The sequence below is a fragment of the Mycobacterium sp. C31M genome (assembly GCF_053345865.1).
Window position 1 is genome coordinate 1 of sequence record NZ_JBKFAX010000035.1, and the last position, 25174, is coordinate 25174.

28 protein-coding genes and 1 riboswitch are annotated in these 25174 nt (G+C 66.4%); of the genes, 15 read left to right on the forward strand and 13 right to left on the reverse strand.

Features of this window, described 5'->3' with window-relative positions; all coding sequences use genetic code 11:
* Positions 1-222 precede the first annotated feature (222 nt).
* Complete coding sequence (gene mbp1 / locus ACLBYA_RS31315) at positions 223-462, forward strand: microaggregate-binding protein 1 (protein WP_447713374.1); 240 nt, start codon at positions 223-225, stop codon at positions 460-462.
* A gap of 82 nt (positions 463-544) precedes the next feature.
* Here mbp1 and ACLBYA_RS31320 read toward each other — a convergent pair whose 3' ends face one another.
* Complete coding sequence (locus ACLBYA_RS31320) at positions 545-1219, reverse strand: hypothetical protein (protein WP_447713375.1); 675 nt, start codon at positions 1217-1219, stop codon at positions 545-547.
* A 78-nt stretch (positions 1220-1297) separates the two neighbouring features.
* Here ACLBYA_RS31320 and ACLBYA_RS31325 point away from each other — a divergent pair, with 78 nt between their 5' ends.
* Positions 1298-1573 (forward strand): hypothetical protein, encoded by a 276-nt coding sequence (locus tag ACLBYA_RS31325; RefSeq protein ID WP_447713376.1) that lies wholly within the window; start codon positions 1298-1300, stop codon positions 1571-1573.
* A gap of 6 nt (positions 1574-1579) precedes the next feature.
* On the opposite strand, the gene ACLBYA_RS31330 is transcribed toward ACLBYA_RS31325, so the two are convergent.
* Positions 1580-2704, reverse strand: coding sequence for a phosphotransferase (locus tag ACLBYA_RS31330; RefSeq protein WP_447713377.1), 1125 nt, complete (start codon positions 2702-2704; stop codon positions 1580-1582).
* Positions 2704-3303 carry a TetR family transcriptional regulator gene (locus ACLBYA_RS31335; RefSeq protein ID WP_447713378.1) on the reverse strand — a complete coding sequence of 200 codons (600 nt, stop codon included), beginning with the start codon at positions 3301-3303 and terminating at the stop codon, positions 2704-2706. Before ACLBYA_RS31335 ends, ACLBYA_RS31330 begins: the two co-directional genes overlap by 1 nt.
* A 74-nt stretch (positions 3304-3377) precedes the next feature.
* On the opposite strand from ACLBYA_RS31335, the gene ACLBYA_RS31340 reads away from it, so the two are divergent.
* Positions 3378-4511 (forward strand): Rieske 2Fe-2S domain-containing protein, encoded by a 1134-nt coding sequence (locus tag ACLBYA_RS31340; protein WP_447713379.1) that lies wholly within the window; start codon positions 3378-3380, stop codon positions 4509-4511.
* A 25-nt stretch (positions 4512-4536) separates the two neighbouring features.
* On the opposite strand, the gene ACLBYA_RS31345 is transcribed toward ACLBYA_RS31340, so the two are convergent.
* The 4 genes from ACLBYA_RS31345 to ACLBYA_RS31360 all read right to left on the reverse strand — a co-directional run bounded on the left by ACLBYA_RS31345 (position 4537) and on the right by ACLBYA_RS31360 (position 6171).
* On the reverse strand, positions 4537-4761 hold the full coding sequence (locus tag ACLBYA_RS31345; protein ID WP_447713380.1) for an ANTAR domain-containing protein: 225 nt from the start codon (positions 4759-4761) through the stop codon (positions 4537-4539).
* A gap of 51 nt (positions 4762-4812) precedes the next feature.
* Positions 4813-4947, reverse strand: coding sequence for a hypothetical protein (locus ACLBYA_RS31350; RefSeq protein ID WP_447713381.1), 135 nt, complete (start codon positions 4945-4947; stop codon positions 4813-4815).
* Between the two features lie 181 nt (positions 4948-5128).
* Entirely contained in the window at positions 5129-5569 is a 441-nt protein-coding gene (locus ACLBYA_RS31355; protein ID WP_447713382.1) for an Hsp20/alpha crystallin family protein, read from the reverse strand.
* 149 nt (positions 5570-5718) lie between these two features.
* Positions 5719-6171, reverse strand: a complete 453-nt coding sequence (locus tag ACLBYA_RS31360; protein WP_447713383.1) for an STAS domain-containing protein — start codon at positions 6169-6171, stop codon at positions 5719-5721.
* Between the two features lie 199 nt (positions 6172-6370).
* Between ACLBYA_RS31360 and ACLBYA_RS31365 the strand changes: the two genes are divergently transcribed.
* Positions 6371-7570, forward strand: a complete 1200-nt coding sequence (locus tag ACLBYA_RS31365) for a metallophosphoesterase (RefSeq protein ID WP_447713384.1) — start codon at positions 6371-6373, stop codon at positions 7568-7570.
* On the opposite strand, the gene ACLBYA_RS31370 is transcribed toward ACLBYA_RS31365, so the two are convergent.
* Positions 7524-8849, reverse strand: coding sequence for an SDR family NAD(P)-dependent oxidoreductase (locus ACLBYA_RS31370; RefSeq protein ID WP_447713385.1), 1326 nt, complete (start codon positions 8847-8849; stop codon positions 7524-7526). The two genes, ACLBYA_RS31365 and ACLBYA_RS31370, sit on opposite strands and share 47 nt — an antisense overlap.
* Positions 8850-8921: 72 nt before the next feature.
* On the opposite strand from ACLBYA_RS31370, the gene ACLBYA_RS31375 reads away from it, so the two are divergent.
* Together ACLBYA_RS31375 and ACLBYA_RS31380 are read left to right on the forward strand one after the other, a co-directional pair.
* Positions 8922-9506: a TetR/AcrR family transcriptional regulator gene (locus ACLBYA_RS31375; RefSeq protein ID WP_447713386.1), complete on the forward strand. Its 585-nt coding sequence runs from the start codon at positions 8922-8924 to the stop codon at positions 9504-9506.
* Positions 9507-9673: 167 nt separating this feature from the next.
* Positions 9674-9799 carry a hypothetical protein gene (locus ACLBYA_RS31380; protein ID WP_447713401.1) on the forward strand — a complete coding sequence of 42 codons (126 nt, stop codon included), beginning with the start codon at positions 9674-9676 and terminating at the stop codon, positions 9797-9799.
* Between the two features lie 4 nt (positions 9800-9803).
* Here ACLBYA_RS31380 and ACLBYA_RS31385 read toward each other — a convergent pair whose 3' ends face one another.
* Both ACLBYA_RS31385 and ACLBYA_RS31390 read right to left on the reverse strand, forming a co-directional pair.
* Entirely contained in the window at positions 9804-10610 is an 807-nt protein-coding gene (locus ACLBYA_RS31385; RefSeq protein ID WP_447713387.1) for a hydroxypyruvate isomerase family protein, read from the reverse strand.
* A 1-nt stretch (position 10611) separates the two neighbouring features.
* Entirely contained in the window at positions 10612-11325 is a 714-nt protein-coding gene (locus ACLBYA_RS31390; RefSeq protein WP_447713388.1) for an SDR family oxidoreductase, read from the reverse strand.
* 71 nt (positions 11326-11396) lie between these two features.
* Here ACLBYA_RS31390 and ACLBYA_RS31395 point away from each other — a divergent pair, with 71 nt between their 5' ends.
* Entirely contained in the window at positions 11397-11720 is a 324-nt protein-coding gene (locus tag ACLBYA_RS31395; protein WP_447713389.1) for a hypothetical protein, read from the forward strand.
* Positions 11721-11729: 9 nt separating this feature from the next.
* On the opposite strand, the gene ACLBYA_RS31400 is transcribed toward ACLBYA_RS31395, so the two are convergent.
* Positions 11730-14045, reverse strand: a complete 2316-nt coding sequence (locus tag ACLBYA_RS31400; protein ID WP_447713390.1) for a putative bifunctional diguanylate cyclase/phosphodiesterase — start codon at positions 14043-14045, stop codon at positions 11730-11732.
* A gap of 122 nt (positions 14046-14167) precedes the next feature.
* Positions 14168-15196, reverse strand: coding sequence for a YihY/virulence factor BrkB family protein (locus tag ACLBYA_RS31405; RefSeq protein WP_447713399.1), 1029 nt, complete (start codon positions 15194-15196; stop codon positions 14168-14170).
* A gap of 128 nt (positions 15197-15324) precedes the next feature.
* Between ACLBYA_RS31405 and ACLBYA_RS31410 the strand changes: the two genes are divergently transcribed.
* The 8 genes from ACLBYA_RS31410 to ACLBYA_RS31445 all read left to right on the forward strand — a co-directional run bounded on the left by ACLBYA_RS31410 (position 15325) and on the right by ACLBYA_RS31445 (position 24323).
* Positions 15325-15903 carry a hypothetical protein gene (locus ACLBYA_RS31410; protein WP_447713391.1) on the forward strand — a complete coding sequence of 193 codons (579 nt, stop codon included), beginning with the start codon at positions 15325-15327 and terminating at the stop codon, positions 15901-15903.
* Between the two features lie 43 nt (positions 15904-15946).
* A riboswitch (TPP riboswitch) is annotated at positions 15947-16057 on the forward strand.
* A 14-nt stretch (positions 16058-16071) separates the two neighbouring features.
* Entirely contained in the window at positions 16072-16653 is a 582-nt protein-coding gene (locus tag ACLBYA_RS31415; RefSeq protein WP_447713400.1) for an ECF transporter S component, read from the forward strand.
* Positions 16650-18104 (forward strand): ABC transporter ATP-binding protein, encoded by a 1455-nt coding sequence (locus ACLBYA_RS31420; RefSeq protein WP_447713392.1) that lies wholly within the window; start codon positions 16650-16652, stop codon positions 18102-18104. Before ACLBYA_RS31415 ends, ACLBYA_RS31420 begins: the two co-directional genes overlap by 4 nt.
* The gene (locus tag ACLBYA_RS31425) at positions 18101-18865 is read left to right on the forward strand and encodes an energy-coupling factor transporter transmembrane component T family protein (RefSeq protein ID WP_447713393.1); all 765 of its coding nucleotides are present in this window, start codon (positions 18101-18103) and stop codon (positions 18863-18865) included. Before ACLBYA_RS31420 ends, ACLBYA_RS31425 begins: the two co-directional genes overlap by 4 nt.
* Before the next feature lie 96 nt (positions 18866-18961).
* Complete coding sequence (locus ACLBYA_RS31430) at positions 18962-20071, forward strand: diguanylate cyclase domain-containing protein (RefSeq protein WP_447713394.1); 1110 nt, start codon at positions 18962-18964, stop codon at positions 20069-20071.
* A 547-nt stretch (positions 20072-20618) separates the two neighbouring features.
* Positions 20619-22424, forward strand: coding sequence for a flavin-containing monooxygenase (locus ACLBYA_RS31435; protein ID WP_447713395.1), 1806 nt, complete (start codon positions 20619-20621; stop codon positions 22422-22424).
* On the forward strand, positions 22421-23005 hold the full coding sequence (locus tag ACLBYA_RS31440) for a TetR/AcrR family transcriptional regulator (protein WP_447713396.1): 585 nt from the start codon (positions 22421-22423) through the stop codon (positions 23003-23005). The genes ACLBYA_RS31435 and ACLBYA_RS31440 overlap by 4 nt, the downstream gene beginning before the upstream one ends.
* A gap of 19 nt (positions 23006-23024) precedes the next feature.
* Positions 23025-24323 (forward strand): NtaA/DmoA family FMN-dependent monooxygenase, encoded by a 1299-nt coding sequence (locus tag ACLBYA_RS31445; protein WP_447713397.1) that lies wholly within the window; start codon positions 23025-23027, stop codon positions 24321-24323.
* Positions 24324-24326: 3 nt separating this feature from the next.
* Here ACLBYA_RS31445 and ACLBYA_RS31450 read toward each other — a convergent pair whose 3' ends face one another.
* A complete protein-coding gene (locus tag ACLBYA_RS31450; protein WP_447713398.1) occupies positions 24327-25007 on the reverse strand; it encodes a GAF and ANTAR domain-containing protein in 681 nt (226 codons plus the stop codon).
* Positions 25008-25174 lie beyond the last annotated feature (167 nt).

Consider the following 25174-nt stretch of genomic DNA (forward strand, 5'->3'; position numbering starts at 1 on the left):
CCTCGAACAGAATCGCCAACGGCACCACCGACAAGGGTCGGACGGGGACCGCCAAAAACGAGGTCGACCCAACACCACCTACACCGACAACGACCCACCACCGTTCTGACGCGGAGGCCGTCTCAGCCTCGACGGGCTTGTGACATAGGTCACAGTTTGCGCATTCTGACCCAGGGGGTACTTGTCCGTCCAGCAATTGAGCAGACCAGTTAGGAGCAGGACATGGCTGACAGTGGACCCGAGAACGCCGTGAGCGGCATCGTCGAGGATGTCAAGGGCAAGGCCAAGGAAGTTGCCGGCATCGTGACCGACAACGACAGCCTGCGTGAAGAGGGGCGGGCGCAGCAGGACAAGGCCGAGGCCGAGCGCAACGTCGCGAAGAAGGAGGCCCAGGCCGACGCGGCACGTGCCGCAGCCGACGCCGCCGAGGCGCGCCAGAAGACGGCAGAGAGCGCCAAGTAAACCCAGCACGGTAATACCGACGGGCCCTGTCCTATGGGACGGGGCCCGTTGACGTGTGCAGAGCCCAGCGCAAGCGGCCAAGTCACCCCGGCAACCGCATCAGGATCTCCTCCTCTTCGATGGCCGCGTACGCCGGTCGTCGGCGGCGACTCCGGAGGCCGACCCAGTCGATGACGAACATCCGTCGGCCGGCGTCGTCGCCGTAGTAGAGCGCGATGTAGAGCACACATCCGGCCAGATACATCGCCCCCAACGCCGACCAGGCGAGACCCCCGTCGAACAGCAGCACTGCCGCGGCAAGCTGGTAGCCGACGAAGAATGCCTCGGCCAGCACATAGCTCCAGTGAATCTTCACGCGGTAGCGTTTCGCCACCACCGGCCCGGCACCGGTGGATGCCGCTTTGGGTGTGCGCTCGAACTCGCCGTGCATCGCACCGAACAAACCCTCGATGACAGCACTGAACTGGTGGGCGATCATGCCGGTGTTGACGATGAGATACGGCAGGACCCGGCCCATCCGGCCCAGCAGGACCCGCGGGGTGCGCGGCTCGGCGTAGGTATGCCGGGTCTGCCAGGTGGCCATCGTCGTCAACGCGGCGGCGAACAACACCGCAGGCAGCACGTAGAACACGATCCCGACCAGCGGCCCGAGGGCACCGAACCAGTGTCCGGTGAGGATCAGCACCGGCAATGCGAGAGTCCACACCGCCCATGCCGCCCATTGCCAGGGAATGCACATGTGGTAAAGCAAGGCCATGCGGCCACCAGCAACGATGCCGCTTCGTCGAGATGGATGTAACGACTGCTGCCGGCATCCTGGGGGCCGGACTCGGTGATGGCGGATCAGATCGAGATCGTGATCGCCGTCGGCTATCACCGAAAGCCCATGTGCACAAACCCATTGCGTCAGAGTTCGATCCGTCAGCGCGGCCGCCGGGATGCTCCCGGTGGTGATGGCGACGTGGCGCGCCGGGAGAGGGTCGCCGGTGGCGGTGTCCAGAAGCAAGGTCATGGCTCCACGACTACGCACGGCACCACGTCGATCACAGGTTCTTTACGGACTGCTTACGTCGAGGCTGTCGATGCTTGCGCGCTCCTGATGCAGGTGTGACGGGCGCTACCGCCGGCCGAGTGCATCTTCGACGGCTCGGAACGACTCCAGGTCGACAAGTGTTGTGGCCGAACGCTGCAGCCCCACGACCGCATTCTGCGCGTTCTGCAGGCGGTCACCGAACAGCGCGGTCGCCGCGGAAGCGATGAATCCGGTGATGGCCAGAATCCGATACTGCATCCAGGCGTCATCCCTACCGATCACCGGCCCGTCCCCCGCCGACAGCGCGGCGAGATACAGATTCAGCAGCTCGCGTTCATTCGCCCGCCGAACATCGGTGTCGATGCAGGCCATGAAGTACGCGACGTCCTTGAGCGCCGAGCCCATACTGCTCACCTGCCAGTCCAACAGCAACGCCGTGTCCGTGCGAAAGGCGACATTGCCCTGATGACTGTCGTTGTGCAGCAGGGTCTGATCGAACGAGTTGAACAGTCCGTCGAGTTGCCCGGCGTGGGTGCGCAATAGATGCAGATCGTCGACGAATGCCGACGGCAGATGCGCCGCCACGGCCCGCGGCGCCCCGCCGAGGTGTCGGCACAGCAGTGGCGTTCCGATGCGGGAAAAGCTTTTGGCCGGCAGGTATTCGTCACCCGGCGATCGCCCCCAGAACGCGCGATGCAGCCGGGCCATCGCCTCGATCGCCAGCGCAGCCCTGTCTCCGGAGATGTGCTCGGCGACCTCCAGGAAGTCGAAGCCGTCATCCGTCAGATCGGGCAACGCCAAGGTCGACCGGCCGGTGATCGGATGCCATCGGGCAGCCAGTGCGGCGGGCGCGCAGCCTGACCGATCAGCGACGTCACGATAGAACCGCACCTCGTTCTCGCACAGCTTGGCCGCCAGGTTGAATGTCCGGGCGGCGACCCTGGTCGGGGTGTGTTTCACGAACACCGACGTGGACGTGCCCTCGTGGTGAATGCGCAGCCGTACCCGCATCGAGGTGCCATGGTCGAGATCGGTCACCTCACACCCGGTGACGGCGCCCGCCGGCAGCCCCAACATCGCCGCCAGCCAGTCGACGTCGAGGTCGGCAGGCGAACGCGCGGCGATCCCGCTGGGAAGTATCAGATCGGCAAGACCCTGCACCGGCGCCGCGATGACTGACCGCAGTGGAGCCAACCGGCTGAAGGTCATCACAACACCGGGCTGAGCGCCGGAACCGGTGCCGTCAGCACCGCAGCCAGCACGGCGACGATCTCCTCGGGACTGCTCACCACATCACCGCCGGCGTCGACATCGCGCTCCCGCTCGGCCAGTAGCGCGAACATCGTGGCGCCGATCGCGTTGACCCGCCGGCGGCGCGCCGACGGATCGGCCGTCGGGATGGCACGGGCCAGGCCGTCGAGGATCTGCGGCCAGATCTCGCCCTGCGCTCTGTTGATCTCACCGGGCAACTGGACCGAGGCGGCCTGCAGGAACCGCGCGTAGTGGCGGCTGTCCACGGCGATCAGCGGCACCACCATGACGCGCAGCAGCGTGGCCACATCACTGCGGGCGCCGTCGTCGAGCGTCGCCCACATCAGGGCACGCTCTTGTTCCATCGGCTCCAACCGTCGGGCCACCACCGCCGCGATGAGCTCCGACCTGCCCCGGAAGTGATAGTTGACCGCCGAGTTGTTGCGTTGACCGGCAGCGACGGCGATATCGCGCAGCGGGACCTGCACCCCACGCTCGGCGATCAGGCGCTCGGCCGCGTCGAGCAGCTCAATCCTGGCAATTTCTCCACGGCTCACGGGACGATCATAGAAACCGCGAACGATTTAAGCTAAGTTCCTTAATTACCGACACCCGGCCGAAAGGATGCCCGATGTCCGCACCGCAGGATGTCCGCGAGATCGACACCGGCACGCCGATGCAGCGCTTCGCCCGGGGTTGGCACTGCCTCGGCCTGGCCGAGGACTTCCGCGACGGGCAACCGCACGGCATAACGGTGTTCGGCACCAAGCTGGTGGTGTTCGCCGACGAAAACAACGAACTGCATGTGCTTGACGGCTACTGCCGGCACATGGGTGGTGACCTGTCCCAGGGGTCGGTCAAGGGCGACTCGGTGGCGTGCCCCTTTCACGACTGGCGCTGGCAGGGTTCATCCGGGCGCTGCTCGCTGGTGCCGTATGCCAAACGCACACCCCGACTCGCGCGCACCCGAAAGTGGTTGTGCGGAGAGGTCAACGGTCAACTGCTGGTCTGGCACGACCCCGAGGGCTCACAACCACCCGCGGAGATCTTCCCACCGACCATCGAGGGTTACGACGACGGGAAATGGTCGGCATGGTCCTGGAATTCGATCCTGATCGAGGGCGCACACTGCCGCGAGATCGTCGACAACAACGTCGACATGTCGCACTTCTTCTACATCCACCACGCCTATCCGACGTACTTCAAGAACGTCATCGAGGGCCACACGGCATCGCAGTACATGGAGTCCAAGGCGCGACCCGATACCACCGCGAATTACGGAAAGCTCTGGGAGGGTGCGAAACTACGCTCGGAGGCGACCTACTTCGGCCCGGCTTACATGATCAACTGGCTGCACAACGACGTCGCACCGGATTTCACCCTCGAAGTCGCGCTGATCAACTGCCACTATCCGGTCACCCACGATTCGTTCGTCCTGCAGTGGGGTGTGGCCGTCCAGGAGATACCCGGCCTGCCCGCCGACAAGGCGGCCAAACTCGCCGCCACCATGAGCAAGTCGTTCGGCGAGGGCTTCCTGGAAGATGTCGAGATCTGGAAGCACAAGACCCGCATCGAAAATCCGCTGCTCACCGAGGAAGACGGCGCGGTCTATCAACACCGCCGGTGGTATGAACAGTTCTACGTCGACGCCGCCGCGGTCAGCACCGATATGACCGACCGATTCGAGCTGGAGATCGACACCGACCACGCCAACGTCATCTGGGAAGCCGAGGTCGCCGAAAACCTGGCCACGCTTCAAGCTTGATCTGACGTCACCCGCTCGTGCGCGGTCAGCAGATATCGTCGAAGACGGTACGCGCCGGCAGGGAATCCCCGCCTGCGATGGCGGCGATGTCGCCCATGATCCGCTCCACCGGTACGCGCAACTTGACGTTTGTTTCCTGAGAGCGCCATTTGAGCACCGCGAATGCCACGTTCGCGTCGACACCGTAGACAAGTTGCAAGATGCCTTTCACCTGTTCGATGACGGCCCGATTGTCGGCGATCTCGGACACCGCTTCGGTGATGGCGACATCACGCGCCCGGTCGTCGGGTGTGACATCGATCTAGAAGCCCTGCGCGCCCAGTACATCGCCGGCAGCATCGCGCAGCGGCTCGCCGATCATCATCACTTCCCGGATGTCGTTGTGCACATGGATGATCCGATACCGGATGTTGAACGACGCTTCATCCGCTCGCAAACGGTCAAGGGCCCCGAGGCTCGTCGCCGAAGAAGTAGCGATAGCGACCGACCCGCTGCGGCGCGTGATCGCGCTGGCCGTTTCCCGACATGGCTGTCTTTACGCCCGAAGGACAGAGCGACACGTGCAAAAGGGGGCGGTCGCCACGGCTGCACAGCGCAGCCGTGGCGACCGGCAGCGACTAGCTGGAGTCGGCGCTCGCCGACTCGATCGTGCGGGCAGAGCCCGCGTGACTGACGTCGATTCGGCGCGGCTTGGCGCGTTCGGCGAGTGGAATGCTCACCGTCAGAACACCGTTCTCGTACGTCGCCGAGATGCGGGAACTGTCGATACCGTCACCGAGGGACAGCTGGCGGCGATAGGTGCCGGAGAACCGCTCATTGGTCAACCACTGCACCGCATCGTCGGACCGCGCGCTGCGGTGCGCGGTCAGGGTCATCGTCCCGTTGTCGACGCTGACGTCCACCGACCCGGGGTCCACACCGGGCAGATCGGCAGTGAGCACGTAATGATCATCGACCTTGTACAGGTCCATCGGCATGAATCGCGGCACACGGCCGGGGCCGACCTGGTTTGCGAGTTCTCGGGTCACTGCATCACCGAAAGGATCAAAACGAAGCACAGTAATCCACCTCCTCGTCGCTCATGGAGCCCGCCACCCGGCGGGCGACCAATCACTGTGCGAGGAAGAAATTAGCACTCGAGACCACGGAGTGCCAAGAGTCAGTTCTGTCCAATTTGCGAAATCTTGGACACGGCGTTCGCCCGACGCTAGCTCAGCGGCACCGCTGAATCTGCCACCGCCGCTGACGGTTTCGGCATCTCGTCGATCAGGATCGCACTCGCCGGGGCGCTGGGACCGACTGCGGCCAGGGCGGTGTCGACGGTCGTGTGCACGGCAATCTGGCTGTCCAGGCCGATCATCGCCATCGGGCGACGGGTCCTTGGCCCGTCGGCCACGACCGCGAAGGCGATACGTCCCCGCAGCGAGGTGTTCGCGCCGACCAGGACGCTCATGCCCCGCGCCGCCAGGAAGTCCAGGCCGGACAGGTTGATGACGATCGCCGTGGGATTGGCTTTCAGCGCATCAGCGATACGCCGCTCGAGAATGACAGCGGTTGTCAGATCGAGGTTTCCCGAGCAGTCCATGACGACCGTATCGCCGAGCCAGCGCTCGAGAACCGTACAAGTCGGAGGTGTGAACAAGGTGCGTTGATCGGTCATGATGACCTCACAGACCACAATATTGTAGGGCGCGATGGCTCGCAGGCTGTGTCTCAACCGTGAGCAAGAAGCCGGATGACGTCAGCCTACGCGACATGGGTGTTTCACACACGACCTTGGCGCCCATCGCAGCTCAGAGCGTGATCCGGCGACCTGTCGGTACCGTCGGTGTCAACAAAATGTTCAAGATCGAGGTGCCATGACCGACAATCCGGCCGAAGTCGTCGAAGAAATCGCCCATCCACCCCGCCGTGGGACCCGATGGCGCCGCCTGGCGATCGTGACCGCCGTGCTCGCCCTGCTGTTCGGGGTGCCCTGGTGGACGCTGGTGGTCGCCGGCGGTTGGCCGGTGCCGGTGGTGGTGGTCGGGACACTGTTGTTCGCCGCCGGATTGATCGCCCTGCCGGTGCTGATGTTCACCGGCCACGGCAAACACCGCGATATCCCGTCGGCGTTCGGTGATGTGTTGCTCGGCACGATGTGGGTGCTGTTCGTCTGGTCGGTGCTCGGCAATGTCGCGCGCCTGGTGCTGCTGGCGGCCGGCGTCGAGGACCCGCTGCGGTCCCGACTGGTCGCCGTCGGCGTGGTGGTGGTGTCCGCCGCGCTGCTCGGGTGGGGGCATTTCGAGGCGATGCGGCTGCCACGGACCAGAGAGGTCGAGGTGCGGATGCCCCGACTCGGCCGCGGGCTGGACGGCCTGCGGATCGCCATGATCACCGACACCCATTACGGCCCGATCAATCGGGCGCGTTGGTCGCAGCAGGTGGTGGATCGGATCAACGAGCTCGACAGCGACATCGTCTGCCACGTCGGCGATATCGCCGACGGTACCGTGCCGGTGCGCCTGACCCAGGCCGCGCCGCTGGCCTCGGTGCGCGCGACGACGCGGGTGTACGTCACCGGCAACCATGAGTACTACTCCGAGGCGCAGGGCTGGCTGGACTATATGGAGAGCATCGGCTGGGACGCGCTGCACAACCGGCACCTGACCGTGCAACGCGGCGGCGACACGCTGATCGTCGCCGGAGTGGACGACGACACCGCAGCAGGTTCCGGCACACACGGCCACGGCCAGGATCTGGCCACCGCGCTGACCGGTGCCGATCCGTCGCTGCCGGTACTGCTGCTGGCGCATCAGCCCAAGCAGGTGCGGCATGCCGTCGCGGCCGGGGTGGACCTGCAGATCTCCGGGCACACCCACGGTGGCCAGATCTGGCCGTTCAATTACCTTGTCCGCCTGGATCAGCCGGTGGTGCAGGGTCTCAGCGCACACGGCGCGCGCACCCAGCTCTACACCAGTCGGGGCACCGGCTACTGGGGTCCGCCGTTCCGGGTGTTCGCACCGAGTGAGATCACGGTGCTGACGTTGCGCTCAACGGATCCAGCTGCTCGGCAGTGAGATCGTCGGCGGCAGTCGACACACTGAGCGCCGCCCACTTCTCGTCATCGGCGAGCAGCTCGCGGCCGGCCGCGGTCGCGTACCGGTAGGCGTCCGGGCCGACGAGTAGCCGGGCCGGCGGCTCGGCCATGGTGATGATGTCGAGGACCAATGTCGCCACCTTGGCCGGGTCGCTGGCCACCAGATTTCCGGTGCGGCTCATGGCCGCCGCGGTGCCGACGGTCTCGGCGTATTCCTGGCGCACCGGGTCGATGCGCATCGAGGAACCCGCCCAGTCGGTGCGGATACCGCCGGGTTCCAGAACAGTGACCTTGATGCCCAGCGGGGCAACCTCTTTCGCCAGAACCCCGGAGAATCCGGTGACCGCCCACTTGGCGGACTGGTAGGCGGCAAGGCCTGGCCGGGTCAATCGGCCACCGGCAGAGGAGATCTGGATGATGTGGCCGGACCGCTGGGTGCGCATTATCGGCAGCACCGCGCGGGTCAGCCGGACGACACCCAGGAAGTTGGTGTCCAACTGTGTGGTGAAATCGGCGAAGTCGATATCTTCGATGGCCGCCATGTTCGCGTAGCCGGCGTTGTTGACCAGGACGTCGAGTCGTCCGAAGCGTTGCACCGCGGTGTCGATTGCGACGCGGACATGCTCGTCGTCGGTGACGTCGAGTTCGACGGCGACCAGCGTATCCGGGTAGGCAGTCTCGAGATCCGCCAGCGCCGAGGTGGATCGGGCTCCGGCCACCACGCGGTGCCCGGCGGCCAGGGCAGCGGTGACGATGTTGCGGCCGAGGCCACGGGAGGCACCCGAGACCAGCAGGACCAGGGATGTGTCGGACATGATTCCTTCTTTCGTTGTGGTGATGGGTTTTTCAGGAGACGGTGCGGACGACGACGCCGTCGACACGGAGGTCGGCACCGCTGATGTAATCGGCGTGGCGGCTCGCCAGAAAGGTGACGGCTGCGGCGATCTCGTCGGGGCGGCCGACGCGGCCGGTTGTAACGCGAGTCCGCCGCCGATCTGGATGACGCGCCCCCAACCGCGGCGGCACATGCCGGGTACCAGGTGCGCGATCATCCGTACTCCGGAGACGACGTTGACCTGGTAGATCCGCAGCCACTGGTCGGCGGCGGTCTGTGACCAGGACAACCCGTCGTAGTAGCCGGCGTTGTTGACCAGGATGTCGACATCGCCGGCCTGTACGGCGACGGCTGCGGTCCGGTGCTCGAACCGCTGACCAGCGCGCGCCGGCCGTTCAGGCCCATATCCATGGCATTTCTCCATATCTACACTCGTATACTTACCTTCATGTCTACGAATGTAGATTCGCGCCCGGTTGTTCCCTAGCCTCGACGTATGCCGCCACCACCACGACGCCGAGACGCGGCCGCGACCCGCGCGGCGATCCTGGAATCGGCCATCGGCCACTTCGCCCGCGCCGGGTACGACGGTGTCGGCGTCCGCGAGATCGCCCACGATGCCGGGGTGACGGCCATGCTGGTCAACCGCTATTTCGGGTCGAAGGAAGAGCTGTTCAGCGAGGCGGTCGAGGTCTCGTTCGCCACCCCGGTATTCGTGGCCGAGGATTCGTCGGCACTGATCGCCGACATCGCGGCGACGCTGGTGGCACAAACGGATCCGGCGGGCGCCGACGCCCCGCAACCGTTCCTGATCCTGCTGCGGTCGGCGGCCAACCCACGAGCCACCGACATCGTCCGTGCCGCCATCGAGCGTCACGTCGGCGCGCGACTGACCCGCCGGCTGCCCGAACCCGCGGGACAACTTCGCGGCGAGCTCCTGCTCTCGGTCATCGCCGGCGTGCTGCTCATGCGCCGCGTGATGGCGATGCCGGCGCTCGACGCGGCCGATCCCGTGGAGTTGCAGGCGCTGTTGGAGGCCACATTGAGCGCGACAATCGAACCAAAATCGACTGGCCTGTAGCCAAACTCACACCGCGAAACTTGCGTTACACAGAATTAACACGGACCATCGAGACGTTGCACAGTTCGGTGATCCCAACTGTGACACCAGTTTTGAAGCACACGCCTTGTGACCCAGGGCACTTTCTAGGAGTGAGAAGAATGTCTTTCGCGCAGTTTCGTTCAGATATGAAGCGAGCCAACAGTCGGCGCCGCCTCTACGCGCGGATCAACGCCATGCCCGACTCGACGGTTCGTGAGGAACTGATCGCCGTCGCGCAGCGCTACGAGTTCGGCGAGTCCGCCCCGCGCTGACCCGTCAGTCCCACGGATCGGCATACCGGCGTTCGGCCGGTAGCCAACCGAACGGATCTGCGGCAGCACTGCGATATTCCAGGCTGACGTTCCCGCGATAGCCGGCATCGGCCAGGTGCGCGAGGTGTGACGCGAAATCGACGGCACCCGTACCCGGTTCGCCGCGGCCCGGGGCATCGGCGACCTGCACATGTCCGATCCGGGCGGCATGGGTATCGATGACTCCGGCCAGATCGTCACCGTTGACTGTCAGGTGATACAGATCGGCCAGCAGACGGAGCGTGCCGCCGCCGACCCGGTCGATCACCGCGACAACATCGTTGGCGGTGCGCAACGGATACTGTTCGACACCACTGAGCGGTTCAAGCAGGATCACCGCGCCGATGCGTTCGGCGAGCGCATCCAGGTGGGCAAGATTCTCGGTGGCGGTGTCGTCCTGGGCGCCGGAACCGACGCCAGCGATGCGGTTGCCGTAGAGCGCGTTGAACGCCTTGGTCCCCAGCCGGTCCGCGATGCCGAACAACACATCGGCACTGTCCCGGAACTCGGCGCGGCGGGCCGGATCCGACAGCAGTCCACGCTCCCCCGCCGCCATGTCGCCGCCGGCGAAATTGAGCGTTGTCAGTTTCACCCCAGCAGCGTCGATGGCCGCGGTGAAGGCATCGACTTCGGTATCGTTCGGCACCGACTCGAGGAACGGCCACCAGAATTCGACGGCTTCGAAGCCCGCGTCGTGCGCGGCCTGGGGGCGGGCGAGCAGCGGCAGGTCGGTCAACAGCATCGAGCAGTTGACGACGTAATGAGCCGGCATGTCAGCCGCGCCCCGCATACGGCATGGCGCGCGCCATCACCGTGATCGTGGACACCGACACGTCCACCGGCAGATCGATGATCGTGGCCATGGTGTCGGCGACGTGCTTCACATCGAAGGACGGTTCGGTGAACCCGTGTGTCATCTCGGTGGCCGCATTTCCGATGTCGATCTGGGTGACCGCGATGTCGAGGTCGCGCAGATCCAGCATCATCGACGCGGTCAGTCCGCTGACCGCGTTCTTGGTGACCGCGTAGGCGAGGCTGTTCGGCCGCGGCCGGTGGGCGGCGATCGACCCGTTGTTGATGATCCGTCCGCCGCGCGGTGCCTGGGCGATCATGGCGCGCGCCGCGGCGCGCGCGCAGAACATCATCCCGTCGACGTTCGTGCGCCACACGGTGTGCCAGTGCTCGTCGTCGACGTCGAGAATCGAGGCGCTCGGGCCGAACATGCCGGCGTTGTTGAACAGCACGTCGACACGACCGAACTGCTCGACGGTCCGGTCGAACAGCGCCTGCACCGAGGCCGGGTCGGTGACGTCGGTGGGCACGGTCAGCGCGTTCGGGTGTTCCTGCGCGGTCTCGGCCAGCGGTTCGGGGCGGCGACCGGCGAGGACCACCCGGTGGCCGGCAGAGAGCAGTCGTCGTGCCGCCGCGCGGCCGATGCCGCTGCCGGCTCCGGTGATGACGACAACTTTCGCGACCGTGGTGTCCATGGCGCTGATTCTGCACTGCGGATCGACAGCAACACCGTTTGCCGCTCCGTCGGCTCGGGTAGCTCTCCGTCATGGCTGAATCAAAGGTTCGTTCGGAGACCAGCACGGTGCTGAACTGGGTGCTGGCGGTCGGCACGGCGGTCGGCGCCGCGGCCCTGGTCATCCTGGCCTACGGCAAGACCATGGGTGCCGCCGCGTGCACCACCGACACCTGCGAGGTGCCGTCCGAGGGGTTGTTCACCGTGCTGCTGTACGGACCACCCATCGTCGCGGTTGCGGCCATCGTCACGTCCATCTTCACCGCGCGCAAGTCCAAGGGCATTCTGGTACCGGCGGTGGCCTGGTTGCTGCTGGCCGTGGCGCTGCTGCTGTTGTTCACCTCGTTCGGCAGGTGAGCGACTCAGCTATCGGCTGCCCGAGGACAGCCGCCGCCGCGCGGGACCCGGACGCCGTATCCGCTCGGGCGGTCGACCGCCTTTGACTGCGGCCGCATCCAACGCGGCCGCAGTCACCGGCGGACCGCAGAAGAATCCCTGCATCACATCGCAGTCCAACTCGGCAAGCCTGCGGACCGTCGTCTGGTTCTCCACCCCTTCGGCGACGCAGGTGACGCCGAGGGTGTGGCACAGGCCGATCATCGCGGCCACGATGGACTCGGCACGGGGATCGGTGGTCATCGGGGCGATCAGTTGCCGGTCGAGTTTCACCTCGTCGATGGGCAATTGCCGCAGGTAGTTCAGGCCCGCGTAGCCGCTGCCGAAATCGTCGATCGACACCCGGGTTCCCATGCTGCGCAGTCGGTGCAACACCTCGCGCGCGGTGGGCTCGTTGGCCAGCATCACGTCCTCGGTGATCTCGACCGTCAGGGCGCTGCCGTCGAGCCCGCCCCGTCCGAGGATCTCGGCCAGATGCTCGGGTAACCGCGGATCGCCCAGCGACGGCGGGAACAGGTTGATCGCGATCGGTAGGTGCACCCCATTATCCCGCCATTGCGCGACATCGCGCACGGCAGTGCGCAGGACCTCGTCGGTCAACTCGCCCATCAGATCGTTATGTCGGGCGACCGGGAGGAACTCGTCGGGTCGGACCATGCCGCGTTGCGGATGATGCCAGCGGACAAGGGTTTCGACGGCCAGCATCTTGCCGGAGGTCACACCGAACTGCGGTTGGTACACCACACCCAGCTCGCCGTTGACCAACGCCTGGCGCAGTTGGTCGGCGAATTGCAGTGTCCTGTTGCGGCTTCGGCGTGGAATGAAGCGGTCGGCACGCAGAGCGTCCGGTTCGGCGCGCTCCATCTCCGCGGCGAAGTGTCGCACTCCCCCGCCGTTGCGTTTGGCCGAATACATCGCCAGATCAGCGTGTTTGAGCAAGACATCGGCAGTGACCGGCAGTGTGTCGCCGGCGGCCGTCGCCACCCCGATGCTGGGCCGGGCCAGCACGTGATGGCCGTCGACGGGAAATGGATCGTCGAAACTGCTGAAGACCCGCTGGGCGAGCGCGTACGGCGACCCCGGCTCATCGGAGCCCACGATCGCGAACTCGTCGCCGCCGAGCCGGGCCACCATCTGATCAGTCCGTACACACCCGCGGAGCCGTTCGGATACCGCGACCAGCAGCGCATCCCCGGCGACGTGCCCGAGCGAGTCGTTGACCGATTTGAAATCGTCGAGATCGAGCACCAGCAGCACGATCTCACCGCTGTGTCGGCGAGCCAAATCGTCGGACAGCCGGCCATGCAGAGTCGCCCAGTTCGCCAAGCCGGTCAACGGGTCCCGGGACACCCGATCGGACAGAGACGCCAAGAGGCGGCGGTTCTCGTCGGCCACCACGAACTGACGGCCCGCGACGGCGACGCAGACCAGCAGGGCGGCCACCATCAGCGGCGCCGACGAACGGGTCTGCACCACGGTGACGACTGCCCCGACGAGCGGCACGTACGGCAGCCAGAAGGCAAGGCGCGACGGGACAAACGGTGCTTCGGCCGCGTGATGGTGCCGGCTCTCGCCGACCGCTGCGGCGACGCCGAGCATCAGCAGGCCGCCCACCCACGCGATATCGACCGGTCCGCCGCTGCGGTAACGACCGCTGACGTCGAGTAGCGCGAAGGCGGCATCGGCCACCGCGAGTAGGCTCATGCCCAGCGCGACGGAGGTCAGCACGCCGCGCTGCCCGGTCGGTGCCGAAGCCAGGATCAGCAGCGCCACGGTCAGCAACAGCACGTCGGCGAACGGGTACGTCACCGCCAGCGCGACCGCGAACCGGCTGCCCTCGCTGTCGCCGAACACCGTCGCCAGACCCGCCGACCACACGATGACGAACAGAGACCCGGCAACGATCATCCCGTCAAAGGTCAATCGGATGAACTGATGGGCCGAGGTCGGCGGCAGCCGCACCAGTGCCACGCAGGCGAAGACATAGAACAGCAGGTAACCGGCGTCGGCGGGCGACGGGAAAGGGGCAGTGTCGAGCACCAGGGTGTGCGCCGCCCAGACGATGTCGCCGAGGACCCAGCATCCGAGCGCCAGCGTCAGCATCCCCCACGCGCGGCGCCGGCGCCCTCGGCAGCGTCGGAAGGCGACGGCGGTACAGCCGGCAGCCAGCATTCCGGCCACGATCGAGCCCAGGTCACTGACCGCACCGACCACGGTCGGCCCACCCCAACCGCAGGTCAGCCAGGTAGCAAAGACCACAAAGAGCACGCAAGCGGTCGCCACCATGCAGCGCGCTGTCCGTGACATCGCCCTCCGCCCCCGGGACCAGCAGTTTCAGCAACTGCTGATGAGCAATTCACCTGAACATACGTCAATTCAGCAAAGTGGTAAAGCACGCGATTGCCATGTCAACGATGTGTCGGGGCATCGTCGGGTTCTGTATCGGCCGCCGGCGCAGGATCGGCCCCGTCCTTGTCCGCACTGTCAGGGTGGTCGAAGCTGACGTCGACCCGTTGGAAGCCCTTGGCCTGTTGTGCCTCGGCCTGGCCCGCGTACATCCGGCGGTCGGCGACGGTCAGGTCGACGTTGTCGGTGAAGGGTGTCAGCAACGCCCGCGGGTGCAGGCGATCGACCCGGACCGCGTTGATCTCGGCGCACACCAACAGCGATGTCGCCACCAAGTAGAGGAAGGCCAGCAGACCCAGCACGATGGCGAACACACTGTTGGTCACGCTCGCCGAGGCGACGACGCGCGAGACATAAGCCGTACCGAACCATTGCAACAACTGCCACAACGCGGCCGCGAGTAGGGCGCCGGGCAGCACCTGCGCAGTCGTCAGTGAGCGCACCGTGGTGACCCGGAACGCGGCGACGCAGACCGCGGTGTTCAGCGCGAAGGACGCGATGACGACACCGGTGGTTCCGAGGAAGCCGAGGTTCGACCAGGACCGGCCGATGGCGGTCAGCACCGTCGTCGCGATGAGCGCCGAGCCGAGCACGACCAGCAGGGTCAGGCTGTGCAGGCGGGCCTTCAAGGGATCCGGCCGCACAAAGCGCGGCACCGCCCAGATGGTGTCCATCGCGTTCTGCACGGCGTTGCCGACACCGAGCCCGCCGTAGAGAGCACCGGCGATACCGATCACCACCGCGGCAGTGCCACCGCTGAGTGCACTCGGTTCGCTGAGCTGATCGCCCAGCAGCGGGAACTGACTGATGGCCGAGTCGACGATCTGCTCGCGCCAGTCGGGCCGGTCGCGCAACACCACACCGAGTGCGGTGGTCAGCAGCAACAGCAGCGGGAACAGCGAGACGAAGGCGTAGTAGGTGATCAGCGCTGCCAGGTAATTGGCCTGGTCATCGATGTACTTGTAGACGACCGCGATGGCGAAGCCCACGGCACGGCTGCGCTGCTGCGCGCGATCGAGCCACTTCAGCATCGCCACCTCCACCCCTGGCGCGGCGCGGTGCCGCCGGGTGGGGGTACCCATTTCGCGCGGTGTTCACGACAGGGCCGGCGTGGACGGTCGATCCGTCCGAGGTGCCAGCCGTCTGCCATCGTGTGGTGATGCCCGACCCGCGCGAAGGTATTTCTGTCGAGGACCTCGCACGTGACCTCGACACCACCGGCGCGCGCACCGTCCTGATCGATGGCCGCTCCGGATCGGGAAAGTCCACGCTGGCCGGTGAACTGTGCGCGCTGTGGCGCGACAGCGTCGTCGTGCATCTGGACGATATCTACCCGGGCTGGGACGGCCTGGCGTGGGCGGTCGAGCATGTCAACACCGAACTGCTCGCGCCACGCGCCCAGCGCCGACCGGGCCGCTGGCGACGCTGGGACTGGGCCACCGCAGCACCTGCCGACTGGCACACCATCGACCCGGACCAACGGCTCATCGTCGAAGGTGCGGGCGCCCTGACCCCGGATGGCCGGCAGCTGGCCGATCTCGGCATCTGGGTGGAAGCCGACGACCAGATCCGCAAACAGCGCGCCCTGAGCCGTGACGGCGAGACCTACGCACCGCACTGGGATCGGTGGGCCGCACAGGAAACCGAACACAGCAGCCGGCACCGACCGCGAGCCATTGCCGATTACCTGATGAACGAGGGCACCGACGGGACCGCTCGCAGCTTGACCAGGCGATAACCCCGCCTGGCGTCGCCACCCCGGTTCGCGGTAGCTTGGCTGAGCACAACCACACGGGAGCACACACCGAGTGTGCTGAGAGGACGGCTGACGGCCGTCGACCGTACGAACCTGACCGGGTAATGCCGGCGTAGGGAGACAATCGTGAACTCAACAATCCGCCCCGTCATGCGCTGGCGCGTCGTCGACATCGTGGTCGCCAGTGTGCTCGCCGTGGCCGCCGGACTGGTCTTCGTCATCTGGAACGTCGCGTCCAACCCGATCTCCGAGCCGCTGTCTGCGGTCCTGCCGGGGCTGCAGGCGCTCGCCGGTGGCGGCTGGTTGTTCGCCGGGGTCCTGACCGCACTGGTCATCCGGAAACCAGGCGCGGCGCTGTACGGCGAGATGGTCGCCGCCACCGTGTCGGCGCTGGTCGGCAATCAGTGGGGTGTACTGACCCTTGAATCCGGACTGGTGCAGGGTCTGGGCGCGGAGCTCATCTTCGCCCTGTTCCTGTATCGCCGATGGGGCCTGCCCGTCGCGCTGCTGGCGGGGTCGGCAGCCGGTTTGGCGCTGGCCGTCAATGACCTGATTCTCTGGTACCCGGGCTCGACGACGGCGTTCATCACGATCTACACGGTCTCGGCGGTGATCTCCGGATGCCTGCTGGCCGGCTTGATGTCGTGGTTCGCAGTGCGCGCCCTGGCCAAGACCGGAGCGCTCAGCCGCTTCGAATCGGGACGCCTGGTCAGCGGGCACGCCGCGGGATGACATCGGCGGCGCACCCGCGATCCGGTGGCGCCGAGGTGCGCGCACAGGGTTGGGGATGGCAGCACGCCGGCCGGTCCCGGCCCGCCGTTCACGACCTGGATCTGTCGATCGAGCCGGGTGAGCGGGTGCTGCTGCTCGGCGCCTCCGGATCCGGCAAATCGACTCTGCTGCAAGGGCTCGCGGGCCTGTTGGGCGGCGCAGAGGAAGGACTGCTGACAGGACGGCTGACGGTCGACGGTGCCGACCCGGCGCGGCAACGCTCGCGTATCGGCATGGTGCTCCAGGATCCGGATTCCCAGGTGATCCTGTCGAATGTCGGCGACGACGTGGCGTTCGGGATGGAAAACTTTGCCGTTCCCCGCCAGGCGATTTGGCCGCGGGTGGACCGGGCGTTGCGCTCGGTCGGACTCGATCTGCCGCGCAGTCGCGAGACGTCGAAGCTCTCCGGAGGACAGAAACAGCGGCTGGCACTTGCCGGGGTACTGGCGATGAACCCCGCCCTGCTGCTGCTCGACGAGCCGACCGCCAACCTCGATCCCGCCGGCGCCGTCGAGGTCCGCGATGCGTTGACCGCCGTCGCCGACAGCACCGGCGCCACCGTGGTCATCGTCGAGCACCGCACCGAGGTGTGGCTGCCGTTCATCGATCGGGTGATCATCCTGAGTGCCGACGGGATCATCGCGGACGGCCCGCCCCACGGGGTATTTTCTGATGCCGCACAGCATCTTTCACAGTCCGGCATCTGGGTCCCGGGCGCGCCGGTGCCGCACCCGAAGCGGACGGTGCCCGCCGCCGGTGACCCGCTGCTGTCCGCCGCCGGCCTGTCGGTCGGCTACCGGCCCGACCACATCGTGGCCCGAGATCTCGATATCAACCTCTCCCCCGGACGTATCACTGCCGTCACCGGCCCCAACGGCGCGGGGAAATCCGCGCTGGCACTGACCCTCGGCGGCCTGATCCCACCGCGCGCAGGCACGCTGCGAGCGCGAGCCGATTTCTCGCCGTCGCCCCGACGTCGCGAGCCGATCCGCTGGCGTTCTGCCGAACTCGTCAGCCGTATCGCCAACGTCTTTCAGGACCCCGAACACCAATTCCTCACCGGCACGGTCCGCGACGAGGTCCGGTTGGGGCCGAAGGGCCCGGATGGCGCCCTCGCACGCCGCGCGGATGAGCTGCTGGAGCGGCTGCGTCTCGCGCACCTCGCCGACCATAATCCGTACACGCTCTCCGGTGGCGAGAAGCGCCGTCTGTCGGTCGCCGCCGCGCTGGTCACCAAGCCGGGTCTGGTCGTCCTCGACGAACCCACCTTCGGGCAGGACCGACGCACCTGGGCGGAGCTGATCGAGCTCCTGGCCGAAATCGCCGACGGTGGAACCGCGGTCGTCACCGTCACCCATGACACCGAATTCGTCGAACTGCTCACCGACGGCCGGGTCGAGCTCCGGGGATGAGCGCATCCCGACGATCCTCGGTGAACCCGCTGGCGCGACTGATCGCGGCAGCGGTGATTGCGATCGCCTTGGTCCTCAGCGTCGACTGGGTGTCCGCGCTGACCGCACTGGTCTTGGAGATACCGCTGTTCCTGGCGGTCGGTGTGCGACTGCGAGGAGCGCTGCTGCGCTGCGCGCTCGTGGTATCGGCCGCCGCGCTGACCGCGGTGACCAACCTGCTGTACGGCGAGCCGCGCGGCACGGTGCACTGGCACTTCCTGTTGATCAATGTCAGCGACGGGTCCATCGAACTCGCCATCGCGATGTTCCTGCGGGTGCTGGCGATCGCCCTGCCCGCAGTACTACTGTTCGCCGATGTCGAACCCGTCGAGCTGGCCGACGGACTGGGTCAGATCCTGCGACTGCCATCCAAGTTCGTGATCGGTGGTCTCGCCGGGATGCGCATGGTCGGTGTGCTGCGCCAAGACTGGGAGTACCTCGGTCATGCCCGCCGCGCCCGCGGCGTGGCCGACCACCGGCGCGTGCGCCGAACCGCCGGACAGGCTTTCGCACTCCTGGTCTTCGCGATCCGGCGCGGCACGAAGCTCGCCACAGCAATGGAGGCACGCGGTTTCGGCGCCTACCCGCACCGCACGTGGGCGCGACCCTCGACGTTCGGCGGGCGAGAGTACGGTGTCATTCTCGCGGCCTTCGCGATTGTTGCGGCGGCCATCGGGATATCGGTCGCGTACGGCACGTGGAGCTTCATCGGGACGCGGTGAGCACCGCAACAAACCGGTACAGGGCATAGCGCGCAGCACCTACGCTTAGCTGATGCGGCGCATCGTCACCCGGGATACCAATCCGGCCTGTCGTCGATGACGGCGCCGTCCTGGCGCGAACCTCGCCACCCCGACCACTACCACTGGATGACCTCGCGACTGGATGCGCGCGGCGCACGTACGGCGGTCGCGCGTCTTTTGGCCATCTGGACGATGGTCGGCGGACTGGCACCGGCGCTGATCACCTTCGGAGTCACCGATGCCCAGCAGTGGCCGCTGCGGGCGATCGCCGCCGCAGTCAGCATGGTCAGCGTCGGGATGGGCGCACTGTTCTGGGCGCGCGGAATCTGGCCGACCAAGCGTCAATCACAATGCTGCGTCATCATCGGATCCGCGGCCACGGCCGTCACCTGCCTGATCCTGCCCGACCCCCTGCTGGGCCTGATGTGCACCGCCATCTTCACCACCGTCACCACCTACGCCGCCGTGTTCCACGGATGGCGACTGATCGCGACCGCATTCGCAACAGCACTGGCCGTCATCGTCGCGTCCGGGGCCCGTGTCGCTGCGACCGCGCCGGCCGTCGCGCTCGGTGTCAGCCTGACCGATACCGTGATGATCGCCTTCGTGACGTTCGTCGTGCGCGCCCTCATCGGGCTGGTCGACGCTGATATGTTCACCGGCGAAATCGAGCCCACCACCGGGCTGCTCAGCCGCGACGGGTTCCTCGACGCCTTGGCCGTGACGGTGGCCGCCCGCGGCCGCACCGATGACCGCTACCTCGTTCTCGTCCAGATCAGCCTGGACAGCTTCGGCACGATCGCCGACATTGTCGGTACCGGCCGTGCCCGCGAACTGCGGGTGTTGGTCGCCCAGATGCTGCGCGAACAAGCGCGCCGCGATGTCGCCATCACCCACCTGCCCGAATCAGAGTTCCTGCTCGTCGACATCTTCACCACTCCCGACCCCGACCCGCTGTGCGAGCGCATCAGCTCCGGACTGGCGACCGCCGCACCGGAGCTGACGGCCAGCATCGCCGCCGTCGTCACCCCGATGGCCCCGCTGGCGTCCATGCCGCCGCACGAACTGGCCGAGACCCTGCTGGCGGCCGCCGACACCGCGGTCGCCGATGCGCGCACCCACGGCGGAAACCAGCGCCGCACGGTGTTCCTGCCCAGTTTGGATGGCTCGGAGGACCCGACCTGACCGGTCCTATTGCCGAAATCGCAGGGTTGATTTCATGCGCCGCGGGGTACTGATGATGCGCAGGCGCGAGCGCGGGAGGTCAGCGATGAGGACGACGGTGGAACGCGGCAAAGCACGGTGCCCACGGTGCGGTCACGCGGCCGACTATGCCTTCACCGCAGGCGAATCCGACGCACTCTGGTACGAGGTGGACTGCAGCGACTGCGGCCACACGCACTCTGAGCTGACCGGCACGCTCAGCGCCGCATAGGTTTCCGTCCAAGGCACCGATCGGCCGGCGGCAGTCAAGCGCCGTGCAGCTTGAAGGGACTACCGGGCAGGTCTGGGCGACGCGACCAGATGCCGTCATTCAACGGTCCCAGCGCCGGACCCCGGAATGCTCAAGGCGAAGACGACGCGGCCACGCTCGAGCAACAACACCCGGCTCGTCGCGGCGCGGACCACGATCGAGGCGCCCCCGGAACGTGGGCGTTACAAATAACACCAAATCTGACAAGATGACACCTGCTCCAGTCACTAGACACCCCGTCCAGCGAAATGAGATCAGATGTCACCCGGCCCGCAGCCCGCGCAGTACGACGCCGACTGGGTGCGCGCCAAGTACAAGACCGAACGCGACAAGCGCATCCGGGCCGCCGGCGTCGACCAGTACGTCGAGGTCACCGCCGATTTCTCGCACTACGCCGACGACCCGTACACCGAGCGCCTCGAACGCGAACCCATCACCGATCACGTCCAGGTGCTCATCATCGGCGGCGGTCTGGGCAGCCTGATCGCCGCCGCACGCCTGCGCGAACAGGGCATCGACGACATCCGCATCGTCGACACCGCCGGCGACTTCGGCGGCACCTGGTACTGGAACCGCTACCCCGGCGCCCAGTGTGATATCGAGTCCTACATCTACCTGCCACTACTGGAGGAACTGGGCTACATCCCGTCCGAGCGCTACGCCCACGCCCCCGAGATCCGCTCCCACCTGCATTCCATCGCCCGCCACTACGACTTGTACCGCAACGCCCTCCTGCAGACCACCGTCACCGGTATGACCTGGGAGACCGACCGGTGGCGGATCACCACCGACCGCAACGACGACGTCACCGCGAATATCGTCGCGGTCTCCCCCGGCTCGCTGACCCGACCGAAGCTGCCCGGCATCCCCGGTATCAATGAATTCACCGGGCACACCTTCCACACCAGCCGCTGGGACTACGACTACACCGGCGGCGACGAGACCGGCGGCCTCACCAAACTGAAAGACAAGCGTGTCGGGGTCATCGGCACCGGCGCCACCGGACTGCAATGCATCCCCCACCTGGGACGAGAAGCCCAGCAGCTCTACGTCTTCCAGCGCACCCCCAGCACCGTCGCCGAACGCGGCAACCGCCCCACCGATCCCGACTGGGCGGCGACCCTGCAACCGGGGTGGCAACGGGAACGCATGGAGAACTTCACCCGTGTCACCTGTGGTGTCGAGACGGACCTCGACTTGACCGATGACGGCTGGACGCGCAACGCCCTGGAACTCACCGACCCCGCAGTGGCCCGCGAGACACAACGGCTCGGACGGGAGATGAGCCCCGACGAGATCGCCGCGTTCCTCTACCGCGCCGACTTCGAGGTGATGCAGCGCCTGCGCGACCGCATCACCACCACCGTCACCGACCCCGCGACCGCCGCGGCACTGCAGCCGTGGTTCAAGCTGATGTGCAAACGCCCCGGCTATCACGACGAGTATTTGAAGACGTTCAACCGGGACAACGTGCATCTCGTCGACACCGACGGCCGCGGCGTCGAAAGCCTCACCGCCACAGCCGCCGTCGTCAACGGCGAGCACTACGAACTGGATGCGCTGATCTTCGCGACCGGATTCGAGGTGGGCACCGAATTCACCCGCCGTCTCGGCTTCGAGATCATCGGACGCGACGGCCTGAATCTCAGCGACAAGTGGGCCAAGGGCATGCGCACCCTGCACGGCCTGCAGACCCACGGCTTCCCCAACTGTTTCTTCCTGGGTTACACCCAATCCGGCGTCTCCCCCAACTACACCCACACCGCCGAGGAACGGGCACGACACTTCGCCTACCTGGTCAATGCCTGGGCACAACGGGATGCGACGACCATCGAGGCGACCGCCGAGGCCGAGGAACAGTGGCTGACGGCGATGAACGAATCGACCGTGACCCCGAAGTCCTTCTTCCTCGACTGCACCCCGAGCTACCTGAGTTCCGAAGGTGAACAGGACAATCCGCACGGCATGCTGTCCACCAACTTCGGCGGCAAGCCCACCGAATTCTTCGACATGCTCGCCGCGTGGCGTGCCACCGGGCAGCTGGAAGGGGTGACCCTGACATGACCGCCGCACCGAAACTGACCATGCGCGACCGGCATCGGCAGATGACCAACGACCATATCCAGACCGCCGCCCTGGAGGCGTTCGCCGAACGCGGCTACGTCGCAGTCACCATCGATGACATCGTCACACGCGCCGGCATCGGCCGGGCCACCTTCTATCTGCACTTCGACAGCAAGGCCGCCGTGCTGCGCGAACTGCGCAACACCCGGATGACGGTATGGCAGCAGCAGGATGCACCGAAAGGCGGCCCGCGCGGCCGCCCATCCATCCGCTCGTTCTTCGACAAGGTCGTCGACTTCTACACGTCCGCCCCCGAGCTCTACACCGCCCTGCACCAGGCCCGCGCCGCCGACCCGGAGTTCGCCGCGGCCCACCGCGCCACCATGGACGCAAACGTCAACGACTGGATCGCACACGGCGCCATGCCCGGCGCAACCGAAGACCGGATCCGACTGGCCGTCGCGATGATGTACACGATGGTCGACTCCTTCATGCACCTGTGGCTGATCGACGGATGGCGGCTGGACCGCGAGGCCGCGATCGACGCCATGACCGACGCCCTGCACGCCACCATGCGCTGACCCCACGACAGGAATCGACATGACCGAAAAGCGTTATCTGCATCTGAATCTGGTCGCCAACGATATCAACCTGCACCAGGGCGCCTACAAATACGAACAGGCGAAGGGCATTCCGGAACGCGGCACCTTCGAGCGCCTGATCGAGTACGGCCGCTTCGGTGACGAGGGCCTGTTCACCGCCCTGTTCGTCGGCGACATTCCCGGGTTGAACGGGTCCCCCGCCTTCGACGGCGGCCCCGCCGAGCCGATCACCGCGCTGACCGCAATCTCCCAGCACACCAAGCACATCGGGCTGATTGCCACCGCGTCGACGACGTTCTACGATCCGTACAACCTGGCCCGGCTGCTGGCCTCCCTGGATCAGGCGAGCGACGGCCGCGCCGGCTACAACGCCGTCACCTCGGTGATCGACCAGTTCGCCTTGAACTACAGCCTGACCCACCACCTGGACCGCGAAGAGCGCTACCAACGCGCCGACGAGTTCCTTCAGGTGCTGCGCGGGCTGTGGGACAACCGGGAACTGCGACACGACCCCGACGGTCTGACTCGGTTCTACGCCGATCCGATCAACCACCAGGGCAACCTTTTTCAGGTCACGGGCCCGCTCAACATCGCCCCCAGCCGGCAGGGCCGCCCGCTGATCGCGCAGGCCGGCGGCTCCGGTTCCGGTATCCGCGTCGCCGCCAAACATGCCGAGATGGTGTTCACCAACTCCTCGACCCGCGACACCGCCGCCGAGTACCGCGACAACCTGGACAAGGCCCTCGTCGAGCAGGGCCGCGCCCCCGGATCGGTGCCGGCCATTCCGGGGCTCATCCCGTACGTCGCCCGCACCGCGGCCGAGGCCGAAGAACGACTGCGCGACCTCGACGGTTTCGTGGACTGGGCGCCGATCGCACCGTTTGCCTTGGGCCAGTTCGGCATCAATATCGCGTACGGCGATATCAACGATCCGTTCCCGACTGCGGAGCTTCCCCAGCCGGCGGATGTCGAGGCGACCATCAAAAGCACCTTCGGCAACTATGTGGGGCTGTACAACTGGATTCAGGAACGCCCCGACGTGACGGTGCGCGAGGTCGTGGCCCAGGCCGTCGGCCGTGGTGGTGCGACCCACCGAAAGTTCGTCGGGTCCTACGACGATCTCGTCGAGGACTTCGCGGCCTGGCATACCGATGGCAACGTCGGCGGATTCAACCTGATGTTTTCGGCAGGCGCACAATCGATCCGCGATTTCATCGACGAGGTGGTCCCCCGCCTGATCGACCGCGGCATCTACCGCAGCACCCCACACGACCGTCCGCTGCGGGAACGGTTCTAGTCCCTACTTGCCCACCGAATCCACCACCGAGCGGGCGACATCGGCGAGCTTGACGTTGGCGTCCTGCGACAGTTTGACGAGCAATCCGAAGGCCGCACCGGGATCGAGCGTGAAGCGTTCCATGATGATGCCCTTGGCCTGCCCGATCACGTCGCGACTGGACAGCGCGGATTCGAACTGGGTCTCGGCCTCGGCACCGATCAGCGCCACCGACGCGTGTTGAGCGACGATCGCGCCGATCTGACGAGAGTCCTCGGAGAACACGTCGGGTTCCCCGCCGTACAGGTTGAGCGCGCCGAGGTTCTGTTGCACCACATACAGCTGGAAACACAGCATGCTGCGTGCGCCGAGCTCGGCCGCGGCGGCACTGAACCGGGGCCAGCGGTCATCGGTCGCGGTATCGGTGATCTCCACGGTGCGGTGCTCGCGCAACGCACTCAGACAGGGGCCTTCGTCCAGTTTCTCCTGCAGCTTGTCGAGGTCGGCCACCAGCGGATCGGTGGGCACCCGGGACTCGACGGTCCGACCGTCGATCAGCGAGATTCCCGCCCACCGCGCGCCCGGCACGATATCCACCGCACCCTTGACCATCGCCTGCAGGGTCGCCTCGGTATCGACCTGCGCCTGCATGGTGACGGCCAGGTCGCCGAGGGCCTGAGCCAGATCACGCATGTACTGGGCCATCAACCGACGGTAGCCCGATCACCAGGACAACACCACCGCGGCAACTGACCGCCGCGTCAAACGCTAGATGTACTGACCACAGACGTTAGGTACGGCGTGGCGTGGTGACATGAAGAAGACCTCCGAGTGAAGTGCGAGCTGTCTAGGAACGCACCAACCCTCTCGGA

What these genes read in the sequence shown, in the direction of transcription:
- ACLBYA_RS31445 (WP_447713397.1), top strand. Translation starts at nt 23,025, where the DNA reads ATGACCGAAAAGCGTTATCTGCATCTGAATCTGGTCGCCAACGATATC.
- ACLBYA_RS31385 (WP_447713387.1), bottom strand. Translation starts at nt 10,610, where the DNA reads ATGCCGGCTCATTACGTCGTCAACTGCTCGATGCTGTTGACCGACCTG.
- ACLBYA_RS31365 (WP_447713384.1), top strand. Translation starts at nt 6,371, where the DNA reads ATGACCGACAATCCGGCCGAAGTCGTCGAAGAAATCGCCCATCCACCC.
- ACLBYA_RS31320 (WP_447713375.1), bottom strand. Translation starts at nt 1,219, where the DNA reads ATGGCCTTGCTTTACCACATGTGCATTCCCTGGCAATGGGCGGCATGG.
- mbp1 (WP_447713374.1), top strand. Translation starts at nt 223, where the DNA reads ATGGCTGACAGTGGACCCGAGAACGCCGTGAGCGGCATCGTCGAGGAT.
- ACLBYA_RS31410 (WP_447713391.1), top strand. Translation starts at nt 15,325, where the DNA reads ATGCCCGACCCGCGCGAAGGTATTTCTGTCGAGGACCTCGCACGTGAC.
- ACLBYA_RS31370 (WP_447713385.1), bottom strand. Translation starts at nt 8,849, where the DNA reads ATGGAGAAATGCCATGGATATGGGCCTGAACGGCCGGCGCGCGCTGGT.
- ACLBYA_RS31390 (WP_447713388.1), bottom strand. Translation starts at nt 11,325, where the DNA reads ATGGACACCACGGTCGCGAAAGTTGTCGTCATCACCGGAGCCGGCAGC.
- ACLBYA_RS31415 (WP_447713400.1), top strand. Translation starts at nt 16,072, where the DNA reads ATGCGCTGGCGCGTCGTCGACATCGTGGTCGCCAGTGTGCTCGCCGTG.
- ACLBYA_RS31400 (WP_447713390.1), bottom strand. Translation starts at nt 14,045, where the DNA reads ATGGTGGCGACCGCTTGCGTGCTCTTTGTGGTCTTTGCTACCTGGCTG.
- ACLBYA_RS31395 (WP_447713389.1), top strand. Translation starts at nt 11,397, where the DNA reads ATGGCTGAATCAAAGGTTCGTTCGGAGACCAGCACGGTGCTGAACTGG.
- ACLBYA_RS31420 (WP_447713392.1), top strand. Translation starts at nt 16,650, where the DNA reads ATGACATCGGCGGCGCACCCGCGATCCGGTGGCGCCGAGGTGCGCGCA.
- ACLBYA_RS31380 (WP_447713401.1), top strand. Translation starts at nt 9,674, where the DNA reads ATGAAGCGAGCCAACAGTCGGCGCCGCCTCTACGCGCGGATCAACGCC.
- ACLBYA_RS31325 (WP_447713376.1), top strand. Translation starts at nt 1,298, where the DNA reads ATGGCGGATCAGATCGAGATCGTGATCGCCGTCGGCTATCACCGAAAG.
- ACLBYA_RS31435 (WP_447713395.1), top strand. Translation starts at nt 20,619, where the DNA reads ATGTCACCCGGCCCGCAGCCCGCGCAGTACGACGCCGACTGGGTGCGC.
- ACLBYA_RS31450 (WP_447713398.1), bottom strand. Translation starts at nt 25,007, where the DNA reads ATGGCCCAGTACATGCGTGATCTGGCTCAGGCCCTCGGCGACCTGGCC.
- ACLBYA_RS31425 (WP_447713393.1), top strand. Translation starts at nt 18,101, where the DNA reads ATGAGCGCATCCCGACGATCCTCGGTGAACCCGCTGGCGCGACTGATC.
- ACLBYA_RS31360 (WP_447713383.1), bottom strand. Translation starts at nt 6,171, where the DNA reads ATGACCGATCAACGCACCTTGTTCACACCTCCGACTTGTACGGTTCTC.
- ACLBYA_RS31375 (WP_447713386.1), top strand. Translation starts at nt 8,922, where the DNA reads ATGCCGCCACCACCACGACGCCGAGACGCGGCCGCGACCCGCGCGGCG.
- ACLBYA_RS31340 (WP_447713379.1), top strand. Translation starts at nt 3,378, where the DNA reads ATGTCCGCACCGCAGGATGTCCGCGAGATCGACACCGGCACGCCGATG.
- ACLBYA_RS31405 (WP_447713399.1), bottom strand. Translation starts at nt 15,196, where the DNA reads ATGCTGAAGTGGCTCGATCGCGCGCAGCAGCGCAGCCGTGCCGTGGGC.
- ACLBYA_RS31330 (WP_447713377.1), bottom strand. Translation starts at nt 2,704, where the DNA reads ATGACCTTCAGCCGGTTGGCTCCACTGCGGTCAGTCATCGCGGCGCCG.
- ACLBYA_RS31440 (WP_447713396.1), top strand. Translation starts at nt 22,421, where the DNA reads ATGACCGCCGCACCGAAACTGACCATGCGCGACCGGCATCGGCAGATG.
- ACLBYA_RS31430 (WP_447713394.1), top strand. Translation starts at nt 18,962, where the DNA reads ATGACGGCGCCGTCCTGGCGCGAACCTCGCCACCCCGACCACTACCAC.